This window comes from Deferrisoma palaeochoriense, assembly GCF_054656955.1.
Genome location: NZ_BAAHXI010000030.1, coordinates 14,859 through 36,928, shown reverse-complemented (window position 1 = coordinate 36,928; position 22,070 = coordinate 14,859). Strand labels below are relative to the sequence as shown.

General features: G+C 68.9%; 24 protein-coding genes. 1 reads left to right on the top strand and 23 read right to left on the bottom strand.

The genetic code is table 11. The features are described from left to right. Positions 1–9: 9 nt before the first annotated feature. The 17 genes from ACYQ8L_RS09935 to rpsB all read right to left on the bottom strand — a co-directional run bounded on the left by ACYQ8L_RS09935 (position 10) and on the right by rpsB (position 15,112). The gene (locus ACYQ8L_RS09935; protein WP_459941636.1) at positions 10–1,059 is read right to left on the bottom strand and encodes a GNAT family N-acetyltransferase; all 1,050 of its coding nucleotides are present in this window, start codon (positions 1,057–1,059) and stop codon (positions 10–12) included. 399 nt (positions 1,060–1,458) lie between these two features. Further along, on the bottom strand, positions 1,459–1,887 hold the full coding sequence (locus ACYQ8L_RS09930) for a type II toxin-antitoxin system VapC family toxin (RefSeq protein WP_459941635.1): 429 nt from the start codon (positions 1,885–1,887) through the stop codon (positions 1,459–1,461). Further along, the gene (locus ACYQ8L_RS09925; protein ID WP_459941634.1) at positions 1,884–2,114 is read right to left on the bottom strand and encodes a FitA-like ribbon-helix-helix domain-containing protein; all 231 of its coding nucleotides are present in this window, start codon (positions 2,112–2,114) and stop codon (positions 1,884–1,886) included. Before ACYQ8L_RS09925 ends, ACYQ8L_RS09930 begins: the two co-directional genes overlap by 4 nt. A gap of 158 nt (positions 2,115–2,272) precedes the next feature. Beyond that, complete coding sequence (locus ACYQ8L_RS09920; protein WP_459941633.1) at positions 2,273–2,716, bottom strand: type II toxin-antitoxin system VapC family toxin; 444 nt, start codon at positions 2,714–2,716, stop codon at positions 2,273–2,275. A gap of 1 nt (position 2,717) precedes the next feature. Next, a complete protein-coding gene (locus ACYQ8L_RS09915; protein ID WP_459941632.1) occupies positions 2,718–2,951 on the bottom strand; it encodes an antitoxin in 234 nt (77 codons plus the stop codon). Positions 2,952–3,243: 292 nt separating this feature from the next. Beyond that, a complete protein-coding gene (locus tag ACYQ8L_RS09910; protein WP_459941631.1) occupies positions 3,244–5,211 on the bottom strand; it encodes a hypothetical protein in 1,968 nt (655 codons plus the stop codon). Positions 5,212–5,913: 702 nt separating this feature from the next. Further along, the gene (locus ACYQ8L_RS09905; RefSeq protein ID WP_459941630.1) at positions 5,914–6,744 is read right to left on the bottom strand and encodes a rhomboid family intramembrane serine protease; all 831 of its coding nucleotides are present in this window, start codon (positions 6,742–6,744) and stop codon (positions 5,914–5,916) included. A gap of 10 nt (positions 6,745–6,754) precedes the next feature. Further along, on the bottom strand, positions 6,755–7,324 hold the full coding sequence (locus ACYQ8L_RS09900) for an HDIG domain-containing metalloprotein (protein ID WP_459941629.1): 570 nt from the start codon (positions 7,322–7,324) through the stop codon (positions 6,755–6,757). A gap of 181 nt (positions 7,325–7,505) precedes the next feature. Next, a complete protein-coding gene (tsaB, locus tag ACYQ8L_RS09895) occupies positions 7,506–8,207 on the bottom strand; it encodes a tRNA (adenosine(37)-N6)-threonylcarbamoyltransferase complex dimerization subunit type 1 TsaB (protein WP_459941628.1) in 702 nt (233 codons plus the stop codon). Next, positions 8,204–9,274, bottom strand: coding sequence for an RIP metalloprotease RseP (gene rseP / locus ACYQ8L_RS09890; protein ID WP_459941627.1), 1,071 nt, complete (start codon positions 9,272–9,274; stop codon positions 8,204–8,206). The genes tsaB and rseP overlap by 4 nt, the downstream gene beginning before the upstream one ends. After that, positions 9,271–10,434, bottom strand: coding sequence for a 1-deoxy-D-xylulose-5-phosphate reductoisomerase (locus ACYQ8L_RS09885; RefSeq protein ID WP_459941626.1), 1,164 nt, complete (start codon positions 10,432–10,434; stop codon positions 9,271–9,273). Before ACYQ8L_RS09885 ends, rseP begins: the two co-directional genes overlap by 4 nt. Continuing rightward, a complete protein-coding gene (locus ACYQ8L_RS09880; protein ID WP_459941625.1) occupies positions 10,431–11,228 on the bottom strand; it encodes a phosphatidate cytidylyltransferase in 798 nt (265 codons plus the stop codon). Before ACYQ8L_RS09880 ends, ACYQ8L_RS09885 begins: the two co-directional genes overlap by 4 nt. Further along, the gene (uppS, locus tag ACYQ8L_RS09875) at positions 11,225–11,959 is read right to left on the bottom strand and encodes a polyprenyl diphosphate synthase (RefSeq protein WP_459941624.1); all 735 of its coding nucleotides are present in this window, start codon (positions 11,957–11,959) and stop codon (positions 11,225–11,227) included. Before uppS ends, ACYQ8L_RS09880 begins: the two co-directional genes overlap by 4 nt. A 13-nt stretch (positions 11,960–11,972) precedes the next feature. Next, positions 11,973–12,539 (bottom strand): ribosome recycling factor, encoded by a 567-nt coding sequence (gene frr / locus ACYQ8L_RS09870; RefSeq protein WP_459941623.1) that lies wholly within the window; start codon positions 12,537–12,539, stop codon positions 11,973–11,975. Between the two features lie 262 nt (positions 12,540–12,801). Beyond that, positions 12,802–13,527 carry a UMP kinase gene (pyrH, locus tag ACYQ8L_RS09865; RefSeq protein ID WP_459941622.1) on the bottom strand — a complete coding sequence of 242 codons (726 nt, stop codon included), beginning with the start codon at positions 13,525–13,527 and terminating at the stop codon, positions 12,802–12,804. A gap of 82 nt (positions 13,528–13,609) precedes the next feature. Beyond that, on the bottom strand, positions 13,610–14,260 hold the full coding sequence (gene tsf, locus ACYQ8L_RS09860) for a translation elongation factor Ts (RefSeq protein ID WP_459941621.1): 651 nt from the start codon (positions 14,258–14,260) through the stop codon (positions 13,610–13,612). A gap of 54 nt (positions 14,261–14,314) precedes the next feature. Continuing rightward, a complete protein-coding gene (rpsB, locus tag ACYQ8L_RS09855) occupies positions 14,315–15,112 on the bottom strand; it encodes a 30S ribosomal protein S2 (RefSeq protein ID WP_459941620.1) in 798 nt (265 codons plus the stop codon). A 334-nt stretch (positions 15,113–15,446) separates the two neighbouring features. Between rpsB and ACYQ8L_RS09850 the strand changes: the two genes are divergently transcribed. Further along, positions 15,447–15,788 (top strand): P-II family nitrogen regulator, encoded by a 342-nt coding sequence (locus tag ACYQ8L_RS09850; protein WP_459941619.1) that lies wholly within the window; start codon positions 15,447–15,449, stop codon positions 15,786–15,788. Positions 15,789–16,127: 339 nt separating this feature from the next. Here ACYQ8L_RS09850 and ACYQ8L_RS09845 read toward each other — a convergent pair whose 3' ends face one another. The 6 genes from ACYQ8L_RS09845 to ACYQ8L_RS09820 all read right to left on the bottom strand — a co-directional run bounded on the left by ACYQ8L_RS09845 (position 16,128) and on the right by ACYQ8L_RS09820 (position 22,019). Then, on the bottom strand, positions 16,128–17,144 hold the full coding sequence (locus ACYQ8L_RS09845; RefSeq protein WP_459941618.1) for an OmpA family protein: 1,017 nt from the start codon (positions 17,142–17,144) through the stop codon (positions 16,128–16,130). After that, positions 17,141–18,643 carry a sensor histidine kinase gene (locus tag ACYQ8L_RS09840; protein WP_459941617.1) on the bottom strand — a complete coding sequence of 501 codons (1,503 nt, stop codon included), beginning with the start codon at positions 18,641–18,643 and terminating at the stop codon, positions 17,141–17,143. Before ACYQ8L_RS09840 ends, ACYQ8L_RS09845 begins: the two co-directional genes overlap by 4 nt. A gap of 20 nt (positions 18,644–18,663) precedes the next feature. Continuing rightward, positions 18,664–19,506 (bottom strand): 4Fe-4S binding protein, encoded by an 843-nt coding sequence (locus tag ACYQ8L_RS09835; protein ID WP_459941616.1) that lies wholly within the window; start codon positions 19,504–19,506, stop codon positions 18,664–18,666. Between the two features lie 150 nt (positions 19,507–19,656). Next, complete coding sequence (locus tag ACYQ8L_RS09830; protein WP_459941615.1) at positions 19,657–19,881, bottom strand: hypothetical protein; 225 nt, start codon at positions 19,879–19,881, stop codon at positions 19,657–19,659. A 3-nt stretch (positions 19,882–19,884) separates the two neighbouring features. Continuing rightward, positions 19,885–21,006 (bottom strand): redoxin family protein, encoded by a 1,122-nt coding sequence (locus tag ACYQ8L_RS09825; RefSeq protein WP_459941614.1) that lies wholly within the window; start codon positions 21,004–21,006, stop codon positions 19,885–19,887. 23 nt (positions 21,007–21,029) lie between these two features. After that, on the bottom strand, positions 21,030–22,019 hold the full coding sequence (locus ACYQ8L_RS09820; protein WP_459941613.1) for a peroxiredoxin family protein: 990 nt from the start codon (positions 22,017–22,019) through the stop codon (positions 21,030–21,032). Positions 22,020–22,070: the final 51 nt, after the last annotated feature.

Here is a 22,070-nt window from a genome sequence, read left to right as displayed (position 1 = left end):
GCGGAGGTTTCATAGATCGACGTACTTTCGCAGCGAGCCCCCGAGGGCCGACGACACGCCCACGGGAAGCCGCTGCCAGCAGTGCTCCGCAACGGCCCGGAAGCGGCCCCCCGTGCCGGCGCCGTCCAAGGCGGACGTCCAGGTCTCGCCGACCCGGCGAAGCCAGGTCAGGGGTTCCTCGCGGGCGCCCCATTGGGCCTTGAACCGGTACGTGCCCTCCCCCGGCGTGGAGCGGCCGAAGTCGAACCGGGTGGCCCCCGTGTCGGCCGCATGGGCCAGCAGGGTCCAGTAGGCCAGCATGTTCGGGTTCCACCGGTTCAGTTCCCGCACCGAGGAGGCCCAGGGGATGCTCACCGTGGGGCCGTTCCGGAGGACGAGTCCCCCCGCCGCCGGGGTGCCGTCGGGCATGAAGGCCATGCCGATCCGGGCGTCGTCGCCGAACGCCTCCATAACGGCCCGAAACCACCGCAGGGGGTGGGGCGGGGAACCGAGATCGCGCATGTTGCGGGCGTAGATGCGCCAGAACGGTTCGAGCAGTTCGGCCCCGCCCAGGCCGGCCGTGAGCCCGTCGCGCTCGGGCTTTCGGACCTGGCTTCGCAGCTTGGACTTGAACGAGGCCAAGAGAGCCTCGGAACTCTCCGGCAGGTCGAGCACCATCCGCACCTTGCCCGACGCCCCCACCCGGGGAAACCCCTCTGGCGGTTCCGCCGGAAACCGGAGTTCCACCGGCACCTTGCCCCGCGACGCCCGTTCTTCCACCTGTTCTCGCAGGGCACGGGCCGCCCCCTCGTGCGCGGCGAGGATGCCCCCCGCGTCGCAGTACGGGAGCGACACCCATTTCGGCCCGAGCAGCGGTGCGCGCAGTTCGACCAGCGGCAACACCCCCTGGATTTCCCCGCCCTCTTCCGCCAGGAGCCCGATCCACCGGAACCCGTACGCCCGCTCGACAGCCTGGCCCCAGGCCCACCGGTGGTAGGCGAGCCCCTGGGGGTGGGCCCGAACGAACGCGTCCCAGGCCTCCCGATCGGCTTCGCTCGCGGTACGTAGGGTCAGGGTCATGGGGCCTAACTTCCGGGAATCGTAAATCGGGAATCGTAAATCGTTTGAACTGCCGTTGGTCGTTCTACCGTTCGGACGTTGGGACGTGCGGACGTGCGAACGGGAAAGAGCCGTGAATCGCGAATCGGGAATCGTTTGAACTGCCGTTGGTCGTTGGTCGCGGGTCGTTTGTCGTGCCAACTGCCGCGGGTCGTTGGTCGTTTGACCGTGCGGACGCTGGGACGCGTGGACGGACGACCGTGCGGAGGTTAGGACGCGTGGACGTGCGGACGGGAAAGAGCCGTGAATCGCGAATCGGGAATGGTCTGGGCGCTTCGCGCCCAACGGCTTCCCAGCCTCCCAGCTTCCCAGCTTCCTAGCCGCCTCTCCGCCCAGTCGCCGGGCGTCCCAAGGTCTCCCTCACCCGAGGGGCGGGACGTCCGCCAAGTCCATGATCTCCCCCTCCCACCCCACTTCGGCGGCCCGAAATTTCAGCCGACGGTCCGCCGTCACAAGGGGAACCTGCCGCCGGCGGGCCACCGCCAGGTAGGCGCAGTCGTACACCGGGTGCTGCAGCCGAAGCGCGGTTTCCGCCGCCTCGGCCAGCACCTCGGCGGCGGGAACAAGCAGGGTGAAGAAATGGGGTAACGCCTCACCCACGGCGCTCAGGTGTTCCGGCGGCGCCTCCCCCCGGGAAACCCGCTTCCACGCCACGTTTGCGACCTCCAGGAGCACCAGGTCTGGCGCGATGAGCCCTTCGTAACGGTGGAGCACCCCCCTGGCGTTCGGGGTCAACGCCTCGTCGAAAAACCACTTCGCCGCCACGGATGCGTCCACCACGCAGATCATCGGGAGTCCCGGTCCTCCCGAATCAACTCCACACTATCCGCCGACGGGCGTGACGCCATGGCGCGGATCCGGTCCGCGAGCGCTACCCGCTCCTCGGGGCCAAGCTCGCTCGCCCGGGTCAGGATCTCCCGCAGTTCCTGCTCGAGCGCCTTACCGTGGAGCGACGCCCGAACCTTCAGGGCCCGCACCACCCGTTCGTCGAGATTCCGAACAACCACCTGAGCCATATTGTCACCCCTCTTTCCAAGTGACTTCCCGCTAGGACGTTAGGAGGCTGGGATGCTGGGACGGACGACCGTGCGGATGTTAGGACGCGTGGACGTGCGGACGGGGAACCGCGCGAACGCTAGGACGTGCGGATGTGCGGACGTTACGTCCTACCGTCCTACCGTCCTACCGTCCTAACGTCCCAACGCCCCAACGTCCTAAGCCAGTTCTCGATGCGAAGATCCGGCACTCTGGAGAACTCCTCGACATTGTCGGTCACAAGCGTGAGCCCCTCGGCCAGGGCGTGGGCCGCGATCAAGAGGTCGTTCGCCCCGATGGGCGTGCCCCGGGCCTCGAGGTGGTTTCGAATTCTCCCGTACTCCACATCCACGCCAGGACCGAGGGGCAGCACGTCGATCGCGTCCAGAAGCGCATCCACCCGTTCGGTCAACGCGGGCGACCCCTTCTTCCTCACTCCATAGCGCAATTCGCAGGCCACCACGACGCTGGTGGCGACCGCCGACTCGCCCACCCCCCGGATCCGTTCGGCAGCGTTTCCCCGAGGAAACCGGATGAGATGGGACAGGATGCTCGTGTCGAGCAGGTACCGAACCGCGCCCATCTCAGAGGTCCACGGGCTCGGGCGCGCGGTCCTCGATCGGGGGCAGTTCCTCGTCGCACGGTTCCCAGGCGTCGAGAAGCGCCAACACGGACTTCCTCGGCACCGGTTCGACGATCAGCCGATCGCCCTCCTTTCGGACAACCGCCTCGGATCCGGGCAGTTCGAACTCCCGGGGAATGCGAATGGCCTGGTTCCTGCCGTTCCGGAAAATCCTTACAACCCTTTCCGCCGACATCTGAGCCTCCCTCGTGTCTTGGCATAGGCCAGGCCTATGCTACCACCGGCCGGCACCGAGGGGAATGGCGGTGGGCGGATTCCCGTGCGGACGGGGAACCGCGCGGACGCTAGGACGTGCGAACGTACGGACGGACGACCGTGCGGAGGTTAGGACGCGTGGACGTGCGGACGGGTCCACCGCCGTTTGTCGTTTGTCGCTTGTCGTTTGTCGTTTCACCGTGCGGACGCTAGGACGTGCGAACGTACGGACGGAACGTCCCACCGTCCCACCGTCCTAACGTCCTAACGTCCTAACGTTCTACCGTCCACACGGCTTCGCTCCGGTTGCCGTAGGCGTCTAGGAGTTCGATTCTCCACGGGCCGCGGTCCACGGCGTCGGTTCGTTCGAGGCTTGCGTAGGGCCGGGCCTCGAAGGTTTGGCACAGGGCCACCTGGTCTCCCGCCGTGATCCGCATCTGGGCGACCTCCGGTCCCCCGGTCTGGTCCAGGTCCACCGCGACCCACACGGCCTTTCGGCCCTCGTCGGTCAGGTACCGGTAGGTGCGCACCCCTGCGACGGCCGGTGGGGTGCGGTCCGGTTCGGCTGCGGGCGGCAGGCGGTACAGGGGGTCTCCCACGAACGTGGTGATCCACTCCAGATGGATCTGGTTCGCCAGAAGCGCCTCGCCCGCTGTGTAGCCCCCCAGGAGCAGGGGGTACAGGATCTCGTCGTCCCACCAGCTCTTGTCGTGGATATGCGGTGCGTGCGCTTTTCCGGCGAATCCAGACCCGCCGGTCACCGTAATCCCCCTGCCCAGATGATCCACGAAACTGTCCGGCCGCCTCGATTGCCAGGAGTTGCTGGAGATAACCCGGCCCGCCACGGCGCCCGGGAGGAACACGTCGGTTTCGTTCCAGAAACCCGATCCCGGCGGCAAGAGGAGGAACCGGAGCCTTCGGTTCGACTCCCTCGGGTTGACCACGTGCGAGAACCCGCGGTTTCGGAGCCATTGGACGATCTTGGGTTCCTTCCCCTCAGGGGTCTCCGGCGCACCGCCCCCCATCTCCGGCCCGGCGTGCCGGCTCGCGTAGAGGGCCCGGTCCACCAGGGCCCGGGCCTCGAGGGGCGTGGTGCCGTCCACCCGCATGGCGAAGTAGAGGTGCCGGCCCGGAAACCGGCGCCGGTTCTCCGGGGTGAACCGGAGGGGCTCCGGGAGCCGGTCGAGATCGCCCTTGTCTTTCTTGTACGCGAGCGGGTGCAGGAACGGGTTCGCCCGCTCCCCGAAAAGGGGCCAGGCCTGGGGGGCCCGGAACAGGTACGCCGTGAACGCGTTCCGGTCGGCGAACCGGTGGGGCCGGGGCACGAAGCCCAGGGCGCCCTCCACGTCGTAATAAAGAAGTTGGAGCCGCTGCTCCAGCGAGACGGCCGCGCCGTGGTCGCTCCTGGCCGCCGTGACGCCCCGGGCGATGCCGTAGGTGGCCGCGGCCGTCTTGGGAAGCCCGTAGCACACCACGAGGAACAGCACGTGGTCCTTGAGCAGGGTCCCGTCGGGCCGGGCGTTTGCCGGGTCCTCCAGGAACCGGCGCACCGGTTCGGCCGCGTCCTCCTCGAAATTCCGGTCGTCCCGCACCCCGTCGGGACCGGTGCGGCTACACGAGACGTCGAGGATGTCGGCGTATCGGGCCGACCAGGTGTGGCGTTCCCCCGCGCCGTCCTCGATCTCGGCCTTGGCCTCGAAGGACCCGGTCACGAAAGACCGGCCGTCGAGCCGCACGTTCCATTTGCCCTCGGGCTGCACGGCCACCCGGTCGCCGAACCGGCTCTGCCCCCGCTCCACCACGACCACGGGTTCGCGCCCCGGGGGCCGCAGTTCCACCTGCAGGGTGTCGAACCGCCACCCGGCCTCGTTCTTGGGGAGCACGAGTTCCACGAGCCGGCTGTCGCGCAACTCCCCGGCCGGCTGGTCCCGCCCCCCGCCCGCCCGAAGCACCACCCCTGGCCCGTTGTCGCGGCTTTCCTCGACCAGGTGGGGGCCGTTCAGGTGGTTCATGCGGTGGCGGCACCGAAGCCCCAGCACGTAGGGCCGCTCGCCCGTTTCCGGATCGGTGTGCCGCGCCGCGTAGTACTCCGCGATCTCCCGGGAGTCGGGCCCAGGGTCGGTGAGCGGCGCGTCGGCCGACCAGTCGGCGTTGTAGAGCACGAGCACCTGGCTCGGCGGCACCCCGGCCCAGGCCGCGAGGGGCAACAGGCACAACGCCAGGACGATGGGAAACCGCACTCCTCCGCCTCCGCCGGGACACCGGGAACCAGAGACGGGCGTGGGATGCAAGAGGGGGGCCAGAGGAGGGGGCGACTGCTGTGAATGCCGTAAATCGTAAATCGTGAATCGTGGATGGGTTGAACCACCGTTGGTCGTTGGACCGTGCGGACGTTGGGACGTGCGGATGTGCGGACGGCTTACCGTGCGGACGCTGGGACGTGTGGACGGGAAAGAGCCGTGAATCGTAAATCGCCCAACTTCCGTGAATCGTAAATCGTGAATCGTGAATGGTCTGGGCGCTTCGCGCCCAACGGCCGCCTCGCCGCCTCGCCGCCTCGCCGCCTAGGCGCCTAGCCGTAAGAACTTTTCTTCCCAGGGTGTTACCTTCGGTTCCACCGGGGAGGGGGCGGGACAACTTCCGTGAATCGTAAATCGCCCAACTTCCGTGAATCGTAAATCGTGAATCGTGAATGGTTCGAAGTGCCGTTGGTCGTTGGTCGTTTGACCGTGCGGACGCTAGGACGCGTGGACGTTGGGACGTGTGGACGGGTCCACTGCCGTTTGTCGTTTGTCGTTTGTCGTTCGTCGGGAGAACTTCTGTCAACTACCGCAGTCATTTGTCACGGGTCGTAACCGGCGAAGCCCCACGACCAACGACTTACGACCTACGACCCACGGAAGTGTTACGACCTACGACGAACCACCTACGACCTACGGCCTTCAGCCGCCTAGCCGCCACGCCAGGGTCCCTACCAGGCCCCAGACGAGGGACAGGGCCGTGGCGGCGGTGAGGAGGAGGGCCGAGAGCCGGTGCCAGGGGGCCTCGCGGCGCAGCTCCTCGAAGCCCAGGAGGTGGCCGAGGACGAACCCGGCCGCGAGGCCACCGCCGTGGGCCCAGTTGTTGATGCCGGGGAACAGGAACCCGAAGAGGAAAATGCCCACGGTCCAGCCCCAGAGTTGCCGGAACACGGCCTCGCCGTACACGCCGCCCCGGGCCTTGCCGTAGTACATGGCCGCGCCGATGAGCCCCAGAAGCGAGGCGGATGCCCCGATGGTGAGCCCCACCCCGGCCAGGACCGACACGAAGAACCCTACGGCGCCGGTGAGGAGGTAGATCACGAGGAACCGGGCCGTGCCGTACTCCCGGGCCACGAAGGGCCCGACCTGCGCCAGGGCCGCCATGTTGAAGAAGAGGTGAAGGAGCCCCCCGTGGAGGAAGTTGGCCGCAAGCAGGGTCCACCAGCGGCCGAGGCGAACCACCGGCAGCGCCCCGGTGGCGCCGAGGAACAACAGCCCCCGCTCCGAGGGGCTCAGGAACGCCAGGGGGTTCCCCCCGCCCCGGAGGCCGCCCGGGTCCACGAGGAGCGACAGTCCGAACCACACCACGTTGACCGTAACGAGGGTCCGCACGAGCTCCCGGGGGCCGGGCCGGAGCCACCCCAGGAACGCCCGGCGAAACCGCATCCCCGGCGCGTGCAGGCCGCAGTGGGGGCACCGGGGCTCGTCGGACGAGATCAGCCGGCGGCAGTGGGGGCAGAGGATCGGGGCCATGGGGTCGGCCCTACCCCCCGAGCCCGATCCGGTCGGCCACGGTCTTCATGCCCTCGATGGTGTCGGCGATGAGGTCCGAGAGCTCCACCCCGAGCATCTCGGCGCCCTTCTGGATCACCGAGCGGTCCACCCCGGCCGCGAACGCCTTGTCCTTCCACTTCTTCCGGACGCTCTTGACCGGCAGGTCCATCACGCTCCGGGACGGCCGCACGAGGGCCGCGGCCGCCACGAGCCCGGTGAGCTCGTCCACGGCGTAGAGGGTCTTTTCCAGCTCGGTCACCGGCTCCACGTCGGTGCAGATGCCCCATCCGTGGGCCAGCACGGCCCGGATGTAGGGCTCGGGCCAGCCGTGGGCCCGGAGGATCGCCGGGGCGTGCTTGAGGTGATCGTCGGGGTGCTCCTCGTAGTCCACGTCGTGGATGAGGCCGATGACGCCCCACTCCTCCTCGTCCTCGCCCCGTTTGCGGGCCATGTGCCGCATCACGGCCTCCACGGCCAGGGCGTGGCGCAGGAGGTTTTCGCTCTTCACGTGCTCGGTGAGGATCTTCCAGGCCTCGTCGCGGGTGGGCTTGTTCTGCATCGGCATCTCCTTGGCTGGGCAGGGATTCCGTGCGGACGTTAGGACGCGTGGACGCGCGGACGGTTTACCGTGCGGACGCTGGGACGTGCGGACGTGCTGACGGAACGTCCCAACGTCCTAACGTCCCAACGTTCTCCGACCTACGACAAACGGCCCTTGGCCGTCCTAACGTCCTAACGTCCTAACGTCCTCGCCGCCCCGCCTTCTTCTCCTCCGCCTCGCTGCGGCGGAGGTACGTGGGCACGAGGGTCTCGGGGGGCACGGCCTCGCCTCGCTGCCACCGGGCCCAGCCCAGGAGGGCCACCCGGCCCGGGGGCACGGTGCCGTGCTCCGGCGGGGCCTCGTGGTAGCGCTCCCCCAGGGCCTCCCGGAACACCTCCCGGTACGGCGTCACCCCCCCGCCCAGGAACACCGCCGGGCGGCCGAGGTCGGCCACGGCCCGGGCGAAGGCGCCCGGATCCCAGGCGGCCGGGGGCACGAGGGGCTCGCCCGTGAGCCCGTCCCAGGCGCTGGCGTAGACCTGGCGCTTTTTCGCATCGAGCACCGGCGCGACGACTCCCGGCCAGGGCCCCATCCGGCCGGCCAGGGCCTCCAGGGTCGAAACGCCCACCACCGGGATGCCCAGGGCCAGGGCGAGCCCCTTGGCGGCGGCCACTCCCACCCGCACCCCGGTGAACCCGCCGGGCCCCGCGGTCACGGCCACGGCGGCGAGCTCGTCGCGGCGCACCCCGGCCTCGGCCAGGGCTTCCTCTAGGAGCGCGGTGAGCCGGCGGGACTGGCGCGGCCCCGTGGCCACCACCACCTCGCAGGCGAGCTCCCCCTCCACCACGACGGCCACCCCGGCCGTGCGGTCGGCCGCGTCGATGCCGAGGACCGCCCTCATCCGCTCAGGATCCGGGAAAGGTCGTTGTACATGACGAAGGCCATGAGGGCGAGAAGGATCGCCAGCCCGACCTGCTGGGCCACCTCCCGGTGCCGGAGGCTCACAGGCCGGCCCCGCACGGCCTCGATGCCGAAGAAGAGGAGGTGTCCGCCGTCCAGGATCGGGATGGGCAGGAGGTTCAACACGGCCAGGTTCACGGAGAGGACGGCCATGAGGAACAAGAAGCTCTGGAGCCCGGCCTGGGCCGTCTCGCCGGCCATCTGGGCGATGGCAATGGGACCGCCGAGGGTGCGGGGGCTCACCCGGCCCACCACCATCTTGACGAGCACCTCGGCCGTGACAGCGGTCCACCGGGCGGTCTCCCGGAGGCCCACCCAGGGGGCCTTCCAGATCGGGTTCCGCTCGACGGCCACCTCCCCCGCCGGGGCGATGCCAATCATGGGCTTTTGCACCACTTCCCCGAGCAGGGTGTGGGACTCCCGGAACACCGGGGTCACCCGGACCCGGAGCACCTCGCCCCCCCGCTCCACCGTGAGCTCCAGCTCCCGCCCCTCGGAGGCCGCGATCCGCTCGGCCATCTCGTCCCAGGACGCCACCGGCTCGCCGTCGATGGCGGTGATCCGGTCGCCGGGTTGGAGCCCGGCGGCCTCGGCCGGCATGCCGGGGCTCACCTGGCCCACCACGGCCTGGAGGATCGGGGTGCCAAACAGGCTCAGGAGCGAAAACACCACCACCGCGAGCACGAAGTTCATGGCCGGCCCGGCCACCACCGTGGCGATGCGGTGGCTCACCGGCCGGGCGCTGAAGCTCCGGGCGCCCTCGCCCGGGGCCAGGGGCTCGTCGGGGTCCTCGCCGAAGAGCTTCACGTAGCCCCCGAGCGGCACGGCCGACACCAGGTACTCGGTCTCCCCCCGGCGCCAGCCCCAGAGCTTGGGGCCAAACCCCAGGGAGAACTTGAGCACCCGGATCCCCAGGCGCTTGGCCACCAGGAAGTGGCCGAACTCGTGCACGAACACGAGCACGCCCAGGAGCACCACGAACGACAGGGTGGAATGGACGAAGGTCACGGACTCTCCCCCTTGCGCCGCACCCAGTCCTTGACGAACCGCCGGGCCCAGAGGTCGGCCTCCAGGGCCTCCTGCACGGTGCCCAGGGGGCGCGGGTCGTGGGCCTCCAGGGTCGCGGCCACGGCCTCGGGGATGCCCAGGAACCCGAGCCGTCCGGCCAGAAACGCGGCCACGGCCTCCTCGTTGGCCGCGCTCAGCACGGCCGGCACGGTGCCCCCCGCCCGGAGCGCCCGGTAGGCCAGGTCGAGGCAGGGGAACGCCTCGCGGTCGGGGGCCTCGAAGGTGAGCCGGCCGGCCGACACGAGATCCACCGAGAGGTCCGGAAGCTCAAGGCGCTCGGGGTACGCCAGGGCGTAGGCGATGGGGATGCGCATGTCGGGGGGGCCGAGCTGGGCCAGGAGGCTCCCGTCCACGAACTCCACCAGGGAGTGGACGATGCTCTCGGGGTGCACGGCCACCTCGATCCGCTCGGCCGGCACGTCGAAGAGCCAGCGGGCCTCGATGACCTCGAGCCCCTTGTTCATGAGGGTGGCCGAGTCCACGGTGATCTTGGGCCCCATGGACCAGTTGGGGTGGGCCAGGGCCTCCTCCACCCCTACCCCGGCCAGGCTGGCCCGGGTTCGGCCCCGGAACGGCCCGCCCGAGGCCGTGAGCACGAGCCGGCGCACGTGGGCGATGTCGCGCCCCTCCAGGGCCTGGAAAAGGGCCGAGTGCTCGCTGTCGACCGGCAGGATCCGCGCGCCCGTGCGCCGCGCCGCGGCCATGACCACCTCGCCCGCCGCCACCAGCGACTCCTTGTTGGCGAGCGCCACGGTCTTGCCGGCCAGCACGGCCGCGTAGGTGGGCACGAGCCCGGCCGCCCCCACCACCGCCGAGACGACCAGGTCCACCTCCTCGATGCCGGCCACCTGCACAAGCCCCTGGGGGCCGGCGAGGATCTCGGCTCCCACCCCCAGGTCCCGCAACCGCCGGGCGGCCTCCTCGTCGGGCACGGCCACCCAACGGGCCCCGAACTCCCGCGCCTGGGCGGCGAGCCGCTCGGGATGGCGGCCCCCGGCCGCCAGGGCCACCACCCGGAACCGGTCGGGATGGCGCCGCACGATGTCCAGGGTGCTGCGGCCGATGCTGCCGGTGGCGCCGAGAACGGCGATCCGCTTCACGGGCCGGCCCCGAGGAGTTTGAGGATGCCGGCGTAGGCCGGGGCCGCGAGAAGAAGCGCATCCACCCGGTCGAGCACGCCCCCGTGGCCCGGAAGGAGCGTGCCCGAGTCCTTCACCCCGGCGCTTCGCTTCCAGAGGGACTCCAGGAGATCCCCCAACTGGGCCGCCACATTGACCGCCAGCGCGATGCCCGCCCCCCGGATCATCCCATGGGGCACGGGCAGGAGAAGCGAGACCACGGCCCCGAGGATCGCCGCGGCCGCAAGGCTCGCCACCGCCCCCTCCACGCTCTTCTTGGGGCTCACGGCCGGGGCCAGGCGGTGTTCGCCGATCGCGGACCCCACGTAGTAGGCCGCCGTGTCCCCGGCCCACACCACGGCGAGCAGGAACACCACGGCCGACACGCCGACCTCCCGGATCCACACGAGGTGGCCCAGGAAATACCCCACCCCCACCCACGCGGCCACGGCGGCACCCCAGCGGCCGAGCCCGTCGGGGCTCGGGCCGGACCCCAGGATCCGCACGAGCACGTACCCGGCCGCGCCGAGGGCCAGCAGGAGCCCGGGCACGCCCGCGCCAGGGCACAAAAACCCGAGCACCACCGCGCCGGCCCAGAGCGAGACGCCGAGGTGCTCCAGGGGGTCGGGCTCGGGCACGGCCATGCGGAAATACTCGGCCGCCCCCAGGGCCGCGACCGCCGCCGTCAGCACCCCGAACCCCCAGGGCCCCCCGAACACCAACACCGCCAGAAAGCCGGCACCGGCCCACAGGGCCGTTCGCACCCTCGCGCTCACGGCGCTCCCCTCACCTGTTCGCTGGTCAGCCCGAACCGCCGCTCCCGCCGGGCATACTCGGCCAGGGCCGCACGGAACTCGGCCTCCCGGAACTCGGGCCACAACGTCTCGGTCACGTAGAGTTCGGTGTAGGCGAGCTGCCACAGGAGAAAGTTGGAGATCCGCATCTCCCCGCTCGTGCGGATCAGCAGATCGGGGTCGGGCACGTCGGGGGCGTACAGAAACGCCCGGAACCGCTCCTCGGTGAGTTCGGCCGGATCGAGGCCCTGGGCGAGCGCCGACCGCGCCGCGTGGAGGATCTCAGCCCGGCCGCCGTACGAGAGGGCCAGGATGAGGTCCAGGTCCCGGCCGTCCCGGGTTTCGGCCTCGGCCCACCGGACCGCCTCGAGGGCCGGCGGCGGCAGCCGCTCCAGCTCCCCGATGGCCCGCACCCGCACCCCGTTTCGCTTGAGTTCCGGCACCTCGGCCCGCAGGAACCGGCGCAGAAGCCCCATGAGCGCCCGCACCTCCCGCTCGGGCCGGCCCCAGTTCTCGGACGAGAACGCGAACAGGGTCAGGTAGCGCACCCCCGCGTTGCGGGCCTCGCGCACCACGGCCCGCACCGAGTCGATGCCGGCCCGGTGCCCCCGCACCCGGTTCCACCCGTGGCGCCGGGCCCAGCGGCCGTTCCCGTCCATGATGATGGCCACGTGGCGGGGCACCGAGGCCCCCCGGCCGGCGGATGCGGTCATCGGCCCCGGTTCCTCATACCTCGAGGATCTCGGCCTCTTTCTTCTTCAGAAGCTCGTCCACCTTGGCCACGTACTGGTCCGTGAGCTTCTGGATCTCGTCCTTGCCCCGCCGGGCGTCGTCCTCGGAGATGAGCTTTTCCTTCTGCAGCCGGTCGAGCTCGGCGTTGGCCTCGCGGCGGGCGTTGCGCACGGCCACTCGGCCCTCCTCGGCCATGCCCCGCACCACCTTCACGAGTTCCTTGCGGCGTTCCTCGGTGAGCTTGGGGATCGGCACCCGGACGATGTTCCCGTCGTTGGTGGGGTTCAGATCGAGCTCCGACTGGAGGATCGCCTTCTCAATGGCCGGGATGAGCGACTTGTCCCAGGGCTGGATCGCGATCAGCCGGGGCTCGGGGATCGAAAGGCTCGCCACCTGGTTGAGCGGCGTCGGGGTGCCGTAGTACTCCACCCGGATCCCGTCCAGGAGGCTCAGGCTGGCCCGCCCGGTCCGGACCCGGGCGAAGTGCCGCTGGAGGGCGTCTACGGCCTTCTCCATCGCCTTCTTGGCTTCCTGCTTCACCTCTTGCACCGATTCCGCCATGGCTCGAACCTCCTTCTGAACTGCCGAGAATCGTTCGGACGCGTGACCGTGCGAACGTTAGGACGCGTGGACGTGCGGACGGGGCAGCGGCCGCGGGTCGTTGGTCGTTTGACCGTGCGGACGCTGGGACGTGCGGACGTGCGGACGGACAACCGTGCGGACGCTGGGACGTGCGGACGGAACGTCTCGACGTCCTCACGTTCCACGACTAACGACCTACGACCTGCGACGAACGGTCCCTCGCGTCCCAACGTCCACCGGACTAGTCCCCCACCACCTTCGTGCCGATGTTTTCGCCGCAGACCACCCGGAGGGTGTTTCCGGGCTGGGTGAAGTCGTACACGATGATCGGCAGCCGGTTGTCGCGGCACAGGGAGATGGCGGTGGAGTCCATGACCTTGAGGTCCCGCCGGAGCACCTCGATGTACGACACCTCGTCGAACCGCCGGGCGTCGGCGTGGTCCACCGGGTCCTTGTCGTACACCCCGTCCACCTTGGTGCCCTTCAGGATCGCCTCGGCCCCGATCTCCATGGCCCGGAGCCCGGCCGCCGTGTCGGTGCTGAAATACGGGTTTCCGGTGCCCGCCGCGAAGATCACGATCCGGCCCTTCTCCAGGTGCCGGATCGCCCGGCGGCGGATGTAGGGCTCGGCCACCTGCTGCATCGAGATGGCCGACATCACCCGGGTGGTCGCCCCGTGGCGCTCCAGGGCGTCCTGGAGGGCCAGGCTGTTGATCACCGTGGCGAGCATGCCCATGTAGTCGGCCGTGGCGCGGTCCATGCCGGACGCGGCCGCCTTGAGCCCCCGGAAGATGTTGCCGCCCCCGATCACCAGGGCCACCTCGACCCCGAGGTCCCGCACCTCCACCACCTCGCGGGCCAGGCGCTCGACCACGGCCTGGTCGATGCCGAACCCCTGGGTTCCCATGAGGGCCTCGCCCGAGAACTTCAGGAGGATCCGCTTGTACACCGGCTTTCGCTCGCTCACGCTCCCGTCCTCCTCGCCCCGCCCCAAACGCACGATCGGGGGAACGGGCGGCCCCGTTCCCCCGACACCTTCTGGGGATCGGTTACCCTCGGGCCTGGGCGGCCACCTCTTCGGCGAAGTTGTCTTGGCGCTTCTCGAGGCCCTCGCCGAGCTGGAACCGCACGAACCGGCGGATCCGGATGTTCTCGCCGAGCTCCGCGATTTTCTGCTTCAGGAGCTCGCCCACCGTGACGTCGGGGTTCTTCACGAAGGGCTGGTCCAGCAGGCAGTTCTCCTTGAGGAACTTCTGGAGCCGCCCCTCCACCATCTTCTCGATCACCTGGGGGGGCTTCCCGCTCTCGGCCGCCTGCTCCGTGAGGATCCGGCGCTCGTTCTCCACCTCACCCTCCGGCACGCTCTCCTGGTCGAGCCACCGGGGGTTCGTGGCCGCGATGTGCATGGCCACGTCGTGCACGAACTCCTGGAACGCATCCGTACGGGCGACGAAGTCGGTTTCGCAGTTCACCTCCACGAGCACGCCGATCCGGCCGCCCCCGTGGATGTAGGCGTGCACCAGACCCTCGGCCGCGATCCGCCCCGCCTTCTTGGCCGCGTCGGCCAGGCCCTTTTTTCGGAGGAACTCGATGGCCTTTTCCATGTCGCCGCCGGTTTCCTGCAGGGCCTTCTTGCAGTCCATCATGCCGGCCCCGGTGCGCTCCCGGAGCTCCTTTACCGCTTGCGCCGTAATCGCCATGGCAATCTCCCTGTTTGGATGTCGAACGGATGGGGTGAACGCGCGCGGGCCCGATCAGTCCACGTCGATCTCCACCTCTTCCACCTCGAGGTACTCGTCGGACTCGACCGGGGCCTCCTCCTCGGCCTCCTCGGAGCCCGCCGCCATCTCGGTCTCCACGAACTCCTGGCGCTGGGCCTTGCCCTCGATGATCGCGTCGGCGATGCGGGAGGTGAACAGCTTGATCGACCGCAGGGCGTCGTCGTTCCCCGGGATGGGGTAGTCGATGAGGTCGGGGTCGCAGTTCGTGTCGAGGATCGCGATGATCGGGATGCCGAGCCGGTTGGCCTCGCGCACCGCGATGTCCTCGCGGGCGGGGTCCACGATGAACACGGCCGCCGGCAGGTTCTTCATCTCCTTGATGCCCCCCAGGCTCAGCTCGAGCTTCGCGGCCTCCCGCTGGATCTTCAGGCCCTCCTTCTTGGTCATCAGATCCACGGTGCCGTCGGCGAGCATCCGCTCCATCTCCTTCAGGCGCTCGATGCTCCGCCGGATGGTCTGGAAGTTCGTGAGCGTGCCGCCGAGCCACCGGTGGGTCACGTAGAACTCGCCGCAGCGCGTGGCCTCTTCGCGCACGATGTCCACGGCCTGGCGCTTCGTGCCCACGAACAGGAACCGCCCGCCCCGGGCCGCCGTTTCGCGGGCGAAATCATACGCCCGCCGGAACAGGTTCACCGTCTGGCTCAGGTCGATGATGTGGATGCCGTTTCGCTCGGTGAAGATGAACCGCTTCATCTTCGGGTTCCACCGGTGGGTCTGGTGGCCAAAATGGACCCCGGCCTCCAACATCTCGCGCATCGATACGGTTGCCATTGTGTCTTTCTCCTCTCTCGTGGTTGGCCTCCGCCCCCTTCGTCCCGCCTTCCGACCCGACCCGTTCGGGCACCACCGGCGGTCCAGGAGCGTGCGGAATGGAAGCGCATACGGGTACCACACCCGGCCCGGGGTTTCAAGGGCGGCTTGACAAAGGAGGGAAGGCTGGAAGGCTGGAAAGCTGGGAAGCGAGGACGCCGGGAAGCTTGGAGGCTGGACGGGCGCGACGCGTCCAGACCATTCACGATTTACGATTCACGATTCACGGCAGTTAGCCCGTCCGAACATCCCATCGGGGCGCGAAGCGCCCCGACGCCGCCACAGGAGGCCCGCCATGAAGCTCATCCAGGCCATCGTGAACACCGACCGGCTCGACGAACTGCGCGACCGCCTGTTCGAGATCGGGGCGCCCGGGCTCACGGTCGACAACGTGATGGGGATCGGGAAACCCCTGGGCCAGATGCGCTACTCCGACACCCGGGGGTTCGTGCCCAAGTTCTTCGCGAAGAGCCGGGTCCAGATCGTGGCCGAGGACGAACGGGTCGCCGAGATCGTGGACGCGATCCGCGCCGTGTGCCACACCGGCAACATCGGGGACGGCAAGATCTTCGTGCTGCCGGTGGACGACGTGGTGCGGATCCGCACCGACGAGAGGGGAAAAGACGCGCTGTATTAGCGTTGCCGGTTGGACCGTGCGGACGGACAACCGTTCGGACGCTGGGACGCGTGGACGTGCGGACGGGGTAACGGCTGCCGGTCGTTGGTCGGGGGTCGTTTGTCGTTTGACCGTGCGGACGCTGGGACGTGCGGACGTGCGGACGGGAAAGAGCCGTGAATCGTAAATCGTAAATCGGGAATCGTGAATCGGGAATCGTGAATGATCTGGGCGCTTCGCGCCCAACGGCTTCCCAGCCTCCCAGCCTCCCAGCCTTCCAGCTTCCCAGCCGCCTCGCCGCCCAGCCGCCTCGCCGCCGAGCCGCCGAGCGTCCCACCGTCCCAACGTGCTCGCCGCCCCCTACTCCGAACCTTCCGGCGGGGCGAACAGGGGGGCTTCCAGGGGCACCAGTTTGATCTCGATCCGCCGGTTCCGGGCCCGGCCCTCGGGGGTGTCGTTGGGGGCCACCGGCCGGTAGGGACCGAACCCCACCGCCGAAAGCCGCTCCGGCTCCACCCCCACCTGGTCCTGGAGGAACCGCACCACGCTCGTGGCCCGGGCGGTGGAGAGCTCCCAGTTGGTGGGAAACCGCTCGGCCAGAGCCCCCGAGATCGGCACGTTGTCGGTGTGGCCCTCGATCACTATGGCCTTGTCGGTTTGGGCCTTCAGCACCTCACCCAGGCGCCGCAGCACCTCTTCCCCCTCGGGCTTGATCCGGGCGCTTCCGGAATCGAAGAGGATCTCGTCGAGCACCTTGACCGAGAGCTTGCCCTTGAGCTGCTCGATCACCACCCGCCCCTCTTCCACCTCCTTCTCCATGCCCTTGAGAAGGCCCTGGTAGGTGCGGGACACCTCGTCGAGCTTTTCGCGTTTCTCCTGCTCGGCCCGGCGCCGTTCGGCCTCCAGGAGCTCGAGCTTCGCGTTTAGGTCCGCAAGATCGGCCCGGCAGGCCTCGAGCCGGGATTCCACGTCGAGCTTCTGGGACCGCAGGGCCGTGAGCTCCTCCTCCCGACGGCGCTCGCACGCCTCGACCCGGGACTCCGCCTCCTGCCGTGCCTTGCCGCACAGGTCGAGGTCCGCCTCCCGTTCCTGGGCCCGGGTGCGCCACCGGGCCGCGTCGGCCTCGGCCTCGGCGAGGCGGGCCGCCAGATCACGGGCCTTCCCCTCGAGGCTTGACCGCTCCTCGCCGCACCGGGCCAGCGCCTCCTCGGCTTCGGCCCTGCCCTTCCGTTCGGCTGCGAGCTCCTGCTCGGTGGCCCGGAGCCGCGCCTCCAGGGTGCCGGCTCGGTCTACGGCCTTGAGGTACTCCTCCTTGGCCACGCCGCATCCCGCAAGGAGCACGGCCAGCCCCAACACGCCCCAACGAAACCCCCTCACGCGGCTTCCTCCCTGCGCTCGGTGGGCAGCCACACGTAGAACTTGGACCCCACGCCCACCTGGCTCTCCACGTGCATCCTGCCCCCGTGGGCCTCGACGATCTTCCGGCAGATCGGCAGCCCCAGGCCGGTTCCCTGGTTCTTGGTCGTGTAGAACGGCTTGAAGATCTCGCTCAGCTTCTCGGCCGGGATCCCGGGCCCCTCGTCCTCCACCACCACCTCGACCCAACCGTCCCCGCCGGGCCCGACCCCGCCGTCCAGGGTCGGCCGCGCACGGGTCCGCACCGTGACCCGTCCGCGGCTTCCCACCGCGTGACGCGCGTTCAGGATCAGGTTGAGGAGCACCTGCTGGATCTGCTGCGGGTCCATCGGGATCTCCGGCATGGCCGGGTCGAGGTCCAGGTCCACCTGCTCGCGGGCCCCGCCCTCCTCCCGGTCCACGAAGAACACCGACTCTTCCACCACGTCGTTCAGGTTCGCCTGCTGCCAGTTGGGTACCGACTCCCGGGCGAAACTCAGGAGATCCCGGATCGTCTTGTCGAGCCGGTCGATGAGCTTGAGCATCTCCTGCACCACGGGGGTGCGGGGGTCGTCCGGGCCGAATCCCTGGGCCAGGACCTGTGCCGCCCCGGCGAGCCCGGCCAGGGGATTCTTGATCTCGTGGGCCACGCTCGCTGCCATCTCGCCGATCGAGGCGAGCCGCTCCGCCCGCATCATCTGCTCCCGGTGGAGCCGCTCCACCTCCTTGCTGGTTTCATCGAGGCGGGCGATCATGGAGTTGAAACTCCGTGCCAACCGGCCGAGTTCGTCGTTTCCGCCCACCCGGCTTCGCACGTCCAGGTTTCCCCGTTCCACCTCCTTCATGGTCTCGGAGAGCTCCCGCACCGGGCGGTTCACCATGCGGTCGAGCAGGAAGCTGATCGCCCCGGTCACGAGGAGGAGACTCATCACGGTGGAGGCCACCATGAACCGGGCGTTCTGCCGGATGTGGTTCTCGGTCTGGGCCATGCTCAGGCACACCTCCAGGACCCCGACGATCTCCTTCTGGGGGTCGTGGCAGGTGTGGCACTTGGGTTCGTTGTACATCACCTCGACCATGCAGAAGCTGCGGTGCCCCCGCTCCTCGCTCTTGAACGGCTTCGACCGATCGGGGCTCGTGAACACGTTGTAGACGAGCTCGTCCACCTCCTTGCCGATCTCGCCGGGCTCGGCCGAGTGCATAATCATGCCGTCGGCGTTGAAGATCCGGATCGTCTCGATGTCCTGGAACTGGCCCATCATCCGGATCACCTTCATCACGTCCTTCTGGCACCGGCCCTCCATGTCGATCCGGATGATGTTCGTGAGCGTCTTGGACAGGATCCGGGCCTGGTTCTTCGTGTTCTCGACCGCCTGGCGGTTCTGGGCCAGCACGTTGAGCCACGTGGCCCCACCCAGCACGAGGCCGAGCACGATCACGATCGCCAGGTTGATCTTGAAACTAAGGGAGGTCCGAAACACCGAAACGATCCGCTTCGCGCTCAGGTGAGAGCCGAACCGGGAACCCGGTCCGGCTCGGGAGAGGGAGCCCGGTGGAGGACGGTGGTCACGGTGAGGGCTTCACAGGCCGTGCAGTCGAGGCACCGGATGCAGTGCCCGGTGTTCTCGCCCTCATAGGGGCGGATTTCCATGGGGCACACCTCGTAGCACTTGTCGCAGTGGGTGCAAAGCGCCGGGTTCCACTGGAGCCGCACCAGACTCACCCGGTTAAAGAGGCTGTACAAGGCCCCCAGGGGGCACGTGGTCTGGCAGAACGGCCGCTTGGCGACCACCGAGGAGGCCACGAAGAAGATCAGAATGGCGACCTTGATCCAGAACAGGTCCCGGATCATCGTGCGCACTTCGGGGCTGATCGTGACCCACGGAAGCCCTCCGATCAGCGTGCCCATCGGGCAGAGCTTCGAGAACCAGTTCTCCGCCGTGATCCAGGGGACCACGAACACGAGCATCACGAGCACCACGAACCGAAACGGCCGGAGATATTTGGGGATTTTGATCTTGAGGGACGGCAGCTTGTACAACAGCTCCTGGAAAAACCCAAAGGGGCACAGGGTCCCGCAGGGCATCCGCCCCACGACCGCCCCGATCAGGCCGAGAAACCCCAGGGTGTAATAGGGGATCGCCCGCACCACCATGAAGTGCTGGAGCGTGCCGATGGGGCACGAGAAAAACGCCGAGGGGCACGCGTAGCAGTTCAGCACCGGCACGCAGAACCCCTTGGCCGCCCCCTGGTACACGGCCTTGGCCCAGTACCCCGGGAGGTACCCGTTGATTCCCAGGGACATGCCGGCCTGAAAAAAGCGTCGTGTTCGGATCCGGATCACGCGAGTTCCCGATCGAAGCTGGAAGGCTAACACCCGGGGAGGCGGAAACCTCCGCCATCCCATTTCACAAACGGCGCCCGCCAGAACCGCCCCTGTGGCTCCCACTCCTACCCGCCGAACCGGGGGTCACCCGACCCCGATGCAGCTCAGTCAAAGGAGTTGTCCGTTGAAGAGAACCTCACCCCACTCGTGCCGGGCTAGCCCCAGGTAGAGGGTCATCCCCATGAGGGCGACCCCCACCAGCCACACCGTGCGGCGCCACCGGGTGTTCCACAATCCCGTGCCCACGGTGAGCACGATCAGAAGCCCCATTCCCAAGGGGATGAAGTTCGCGTCCCAGAAGAGCTCCCGCAGTTCGAGCACCCACTCGGGCATCGGCTACCCCTCGCCCCGGTCGCGCCAGGCGAGTTCCACGGCCTGGCGAAACGACGCGGCCGCCTCGTCCCACCGGCCCTGGGCGGCCGCGATCTCCCCCTTCTCCGCAAGAACCCTGGGGTTTCTCGGGTCGAGCTCCAGAGCCGCATCGATGGCTTTGGCCGCCTCGTCGTGACGTCCCAGGGCGCGAAGGCTCCGGGCCTTCACCACCAGGGCCGGCGTATAGGCGGGCTCGATCGCCAGAGCCTCTTCGGCCACCGCGAGGGCCTCGTCGTGCTTCTCTCTCGCCTCCAATACTTCGGCCAGGAGCCCCAGGGTCTGGAGGTGCTTCGGCTGGATCTCCCGGGCCTCCCGCAGCACGGCTTCCGCCTTCTCGATGAATGCCGGGTTCTTTCGGGACTCCTCCACGTAGATTCGGGCCAGCAGGACCCGCGGATCGGCCCATTTCGGGTCAAGCTCCGCCGCCTTCTCCAGATCGCGCACCGCCTTTCGTGCCATGCCCCGCTGGATCAACACCTGGGCCTTCTGGTAGTGGAGGGTGGCCTTTTTGGGGGGCACGTAGTCGCGCTTCTTCACCGCGACGCGGGCGCTCGCCTCCGGGGCGATGCCGAGGAGCGCGTCCACCGCCTCCTTGAGGTCGGTCTTCGTGGCCGTGGAGTAACTGGCAAACGCGTAGCGGACCGTTCCCGAGTCATCCAGGAGGGCCACCGACGGCGTCGCCACCACCCCGTACGCGTAGTAGGTGGCCAGCCCCTCGTCCACCACCACGGGAAACGGAAGGCCCTTCGCCGCCTGCTCGACGGCCGCGCGGGTCTCGGCGTCCAGGTGCTCGTGGTCCACATTGACCGCCACCACCTCGAATCCCTTGTCGTGGCGCTCGGCATACACCTTGGCCAGATCCTCCAGGAGCTCCTTGCTCCGCGGGCTCCAGGTGGCCCAAAAGACCACGGCCAGGGCCTTGGCCCCCACCTTGTCGGCGAGCCGGATCTCGGAGCCGTCCAGGGTCTTGAGCGTGAACTCCGGCGCCTTCTGGCCGACCTCCACATACTTGAACGCCGCGGCGGCCGGGGCCACCGCCAAGAGCACCAGGAACCCCAAGAAGACTCCGAACCGTCGACCCGCCATGGCTGACTCTCCTTACCTCACCCTCAGTGGAGCAGCTTTTCCAGCGCCTTCCGGTACGCCTCCACGGCCTTTTCGTACTGGCCGGCCCCCTCGTAGATGCGGCCGAGTTCGTAGTAGATCCGCTCCGGCTTGGGACTGATCTTGGCCGCGTCCTCCAGGGTTTTGGCCGCCTCGTCCACGTTGCCGCGAATCCCCATCACCCGCGCCAGCCCCACCTTGGCGTCGGCGCTCCGTGGGTTTAGTTCCAGCGCCCGCTTGAGGTGCACCTCGGCCTCGTCCGCGTTGTCGGGGGAGGCGTCCAGGAGCCAGAGCCCCAGCAGCTCGTGGGCCTCGGCGTACGTGTCGTCGGCCTTCACGGCCTCCCTCGCCGACTCCAGGGCCTTTTCGGGCATCTTTCGCTTCACCAGGAGCTTCGCCTTCTGGAGGTAGCGCTCGGCGTCCTTCCGGGCGCCGGACTTCTCCGGGGCCGAAGCCGCGGGCTCCTCCCGGACCTCCTCGCCCAGGGCCTTGGCCACGAGATGCTTCACCTCGTCGGCAAACCCGGCGGTGTACCCCCCCACCTCCTCCACGAACTTGCCCTCCGGATCGATGACGCCGGTGCTCGGGGCCACCAGAACCCCGTACGTGCCGTAGACCTCCTGGTCGGCGTCCACCACCACGGGGTACGAAATCCCCAGCCCTTCGGCCCAGGCTTTCGCGTCTCCGTCCGCCGGGTTCACAATCACCCCCACCACGGCCGCCCGGTCCGGAAAGGCCGCCTTCACCTCTTCCAGGGCCTTGGCCGCGTTTTCGCTGCGTTCCTGGCCCTGGCGGAGAAACGAAACGACCACGGCCTTGCCCTTAAACGACGACAGCGACACCGTCTCCCCTGTCACCGTCTGCAACGAGAAATCCGGCGCCGGCTGCCCCGGTTCCACCTTCCGGAACCCCGCCGCCGTGTCGGGCGCCGCCGCGAGAACCCCCGCGATCGCCAAAGCGGCCAACCCGTTGCCCAGGTGCCAACATCTCCGCATGGCCCTTCCTCCTGCTCCCGAATCCAAGAAGCCTTCCGGCCCAACGCAAAA

What these genes read in the sequence shown, in the direction of transcription:
- ACYQ8L_RS09900 (WP_459941629.1), bottom strand. Translation starts at nt 7,324, where the DNA reads ATGCAGAACAAGCCCACCCGCGACGAGGCCTGGAAGATCCTCACCGAG.
- ACYQ8L_RS09825 (WP_459941614.1), bottom strand. Translation starts at nt 21,006, where the DNA reads ATGGCGGGTCGACGGTTCGGAGTCTTCTTGGGGTTCCTGGTGCTCTTG.
- ACYQ8L_RS09920 (WP_459941633.1), bottom strand. Translation starts at nt 2,716, where the DNA reads ATGGGCGCGGTTCGGTACCTGCTCGACACGAGCATCCTGTCCCATCTC.
- ACYQ8L_RS09820 (WP_459941613.1), bottom strand. Translation starts at nt 22,019, where the DNA reads ATGCGGAGATGTTGGCACCTGGGCAACGGGTTGGCCGCTTTGGCGATC.
- uppS (WP_459941624.1), bottom strand. Translation starts at nt 11,959, where the DNA reads ATGACCGCATCCGCCGGCCGGGGGGCCTCGGTGCCCCGCCACGTGGCC.
- ACYQ8L_RS09930 (WP_459941635.1), bottom strand. Translation starts at nt 1,887, where the DNA reads ATGATCTGCGTGGTGGACGCATCCGTGGCGGCGAAGTGGTTTTTCGAC.
- ACYQ8L_RS09830 (WP_459941615.1), bottom strand. Translation starts at nt 19,881, where the DNA reads ATGCCCGAGTGGGTGCTCGAACTGCGGGAGCTCTTCTGGGACGCGAAC.
- ACYQ8L_RS09905 (WP_459941630.1), bottom strand. Translation starts at nt 6,744, where the DNA reads ATGGCCCCGATCCTCTGCCCCCACTGCCGCCGGCTGATCTCGTCCGAC.
- ACYQ8L_RS09925 (WP_459941634.1), bottom strand. Translation starts at nt 2,114, where the DNA reads ATGGCTCAGGTGGTTGTTCGGAATCTCGACGAACGGGTGGTGCGGGCC.
- frr (WP_459941623.1), bottom strand. Translation starts at nt 12,539, where the DNA reads ATGGCGGAATCGGTGCAAGAGGTGAAGCAGGAAGCCAAGAAGGCGATG.
- ACYQ8L_RS09915 (WP_459941632.1), bottom strand. Translation starts at nt 2,951, where the DNA reads ATGTCGGCGGAAAGGGTTGTAAGGATTTTCCGGAACGGCAGGAACCAG.
- ACYQ8L_RS09935 (WP_459941636.1), bottom strand. Translation starts at nt 1,059, where the DNA reads ATGACCCTGACCCTACGTACCGCGAGCGAAGCCGATCGGGAGGCCTGG.
- tsf (WP_459941621.1), bottom strand. Translation starts at nt 14,260, where the DNA reads ATGGCGATTACGGCGCAAGCGGTAAAGGAGCTCCGGGAGCGCACCGGG.
- rpsB (WP_459941620.1), bottom strand. Translation starts at nt 15,112, where the DNA reads ATGGCAACCGTATCGATGCGCGAGATGTTGGAGGCCGGGGTCCATTTT.
- ACYQ8L_RS09850 (WP_459941619.1), top strand. Translation starts at nt 15,447, where the DNA reads ATGAAGCTCATCCAGGCCATCGTGAACACCGACCGGCTCGACGAACTG.
- tsaB (WP_459941628.1), bottom strand. Translation starts at nt 8,207, where the DNA reads ATGAGGGCGGTCCTCGGCATCGACGCGGCCGACCGCACGGCCGGGGTG.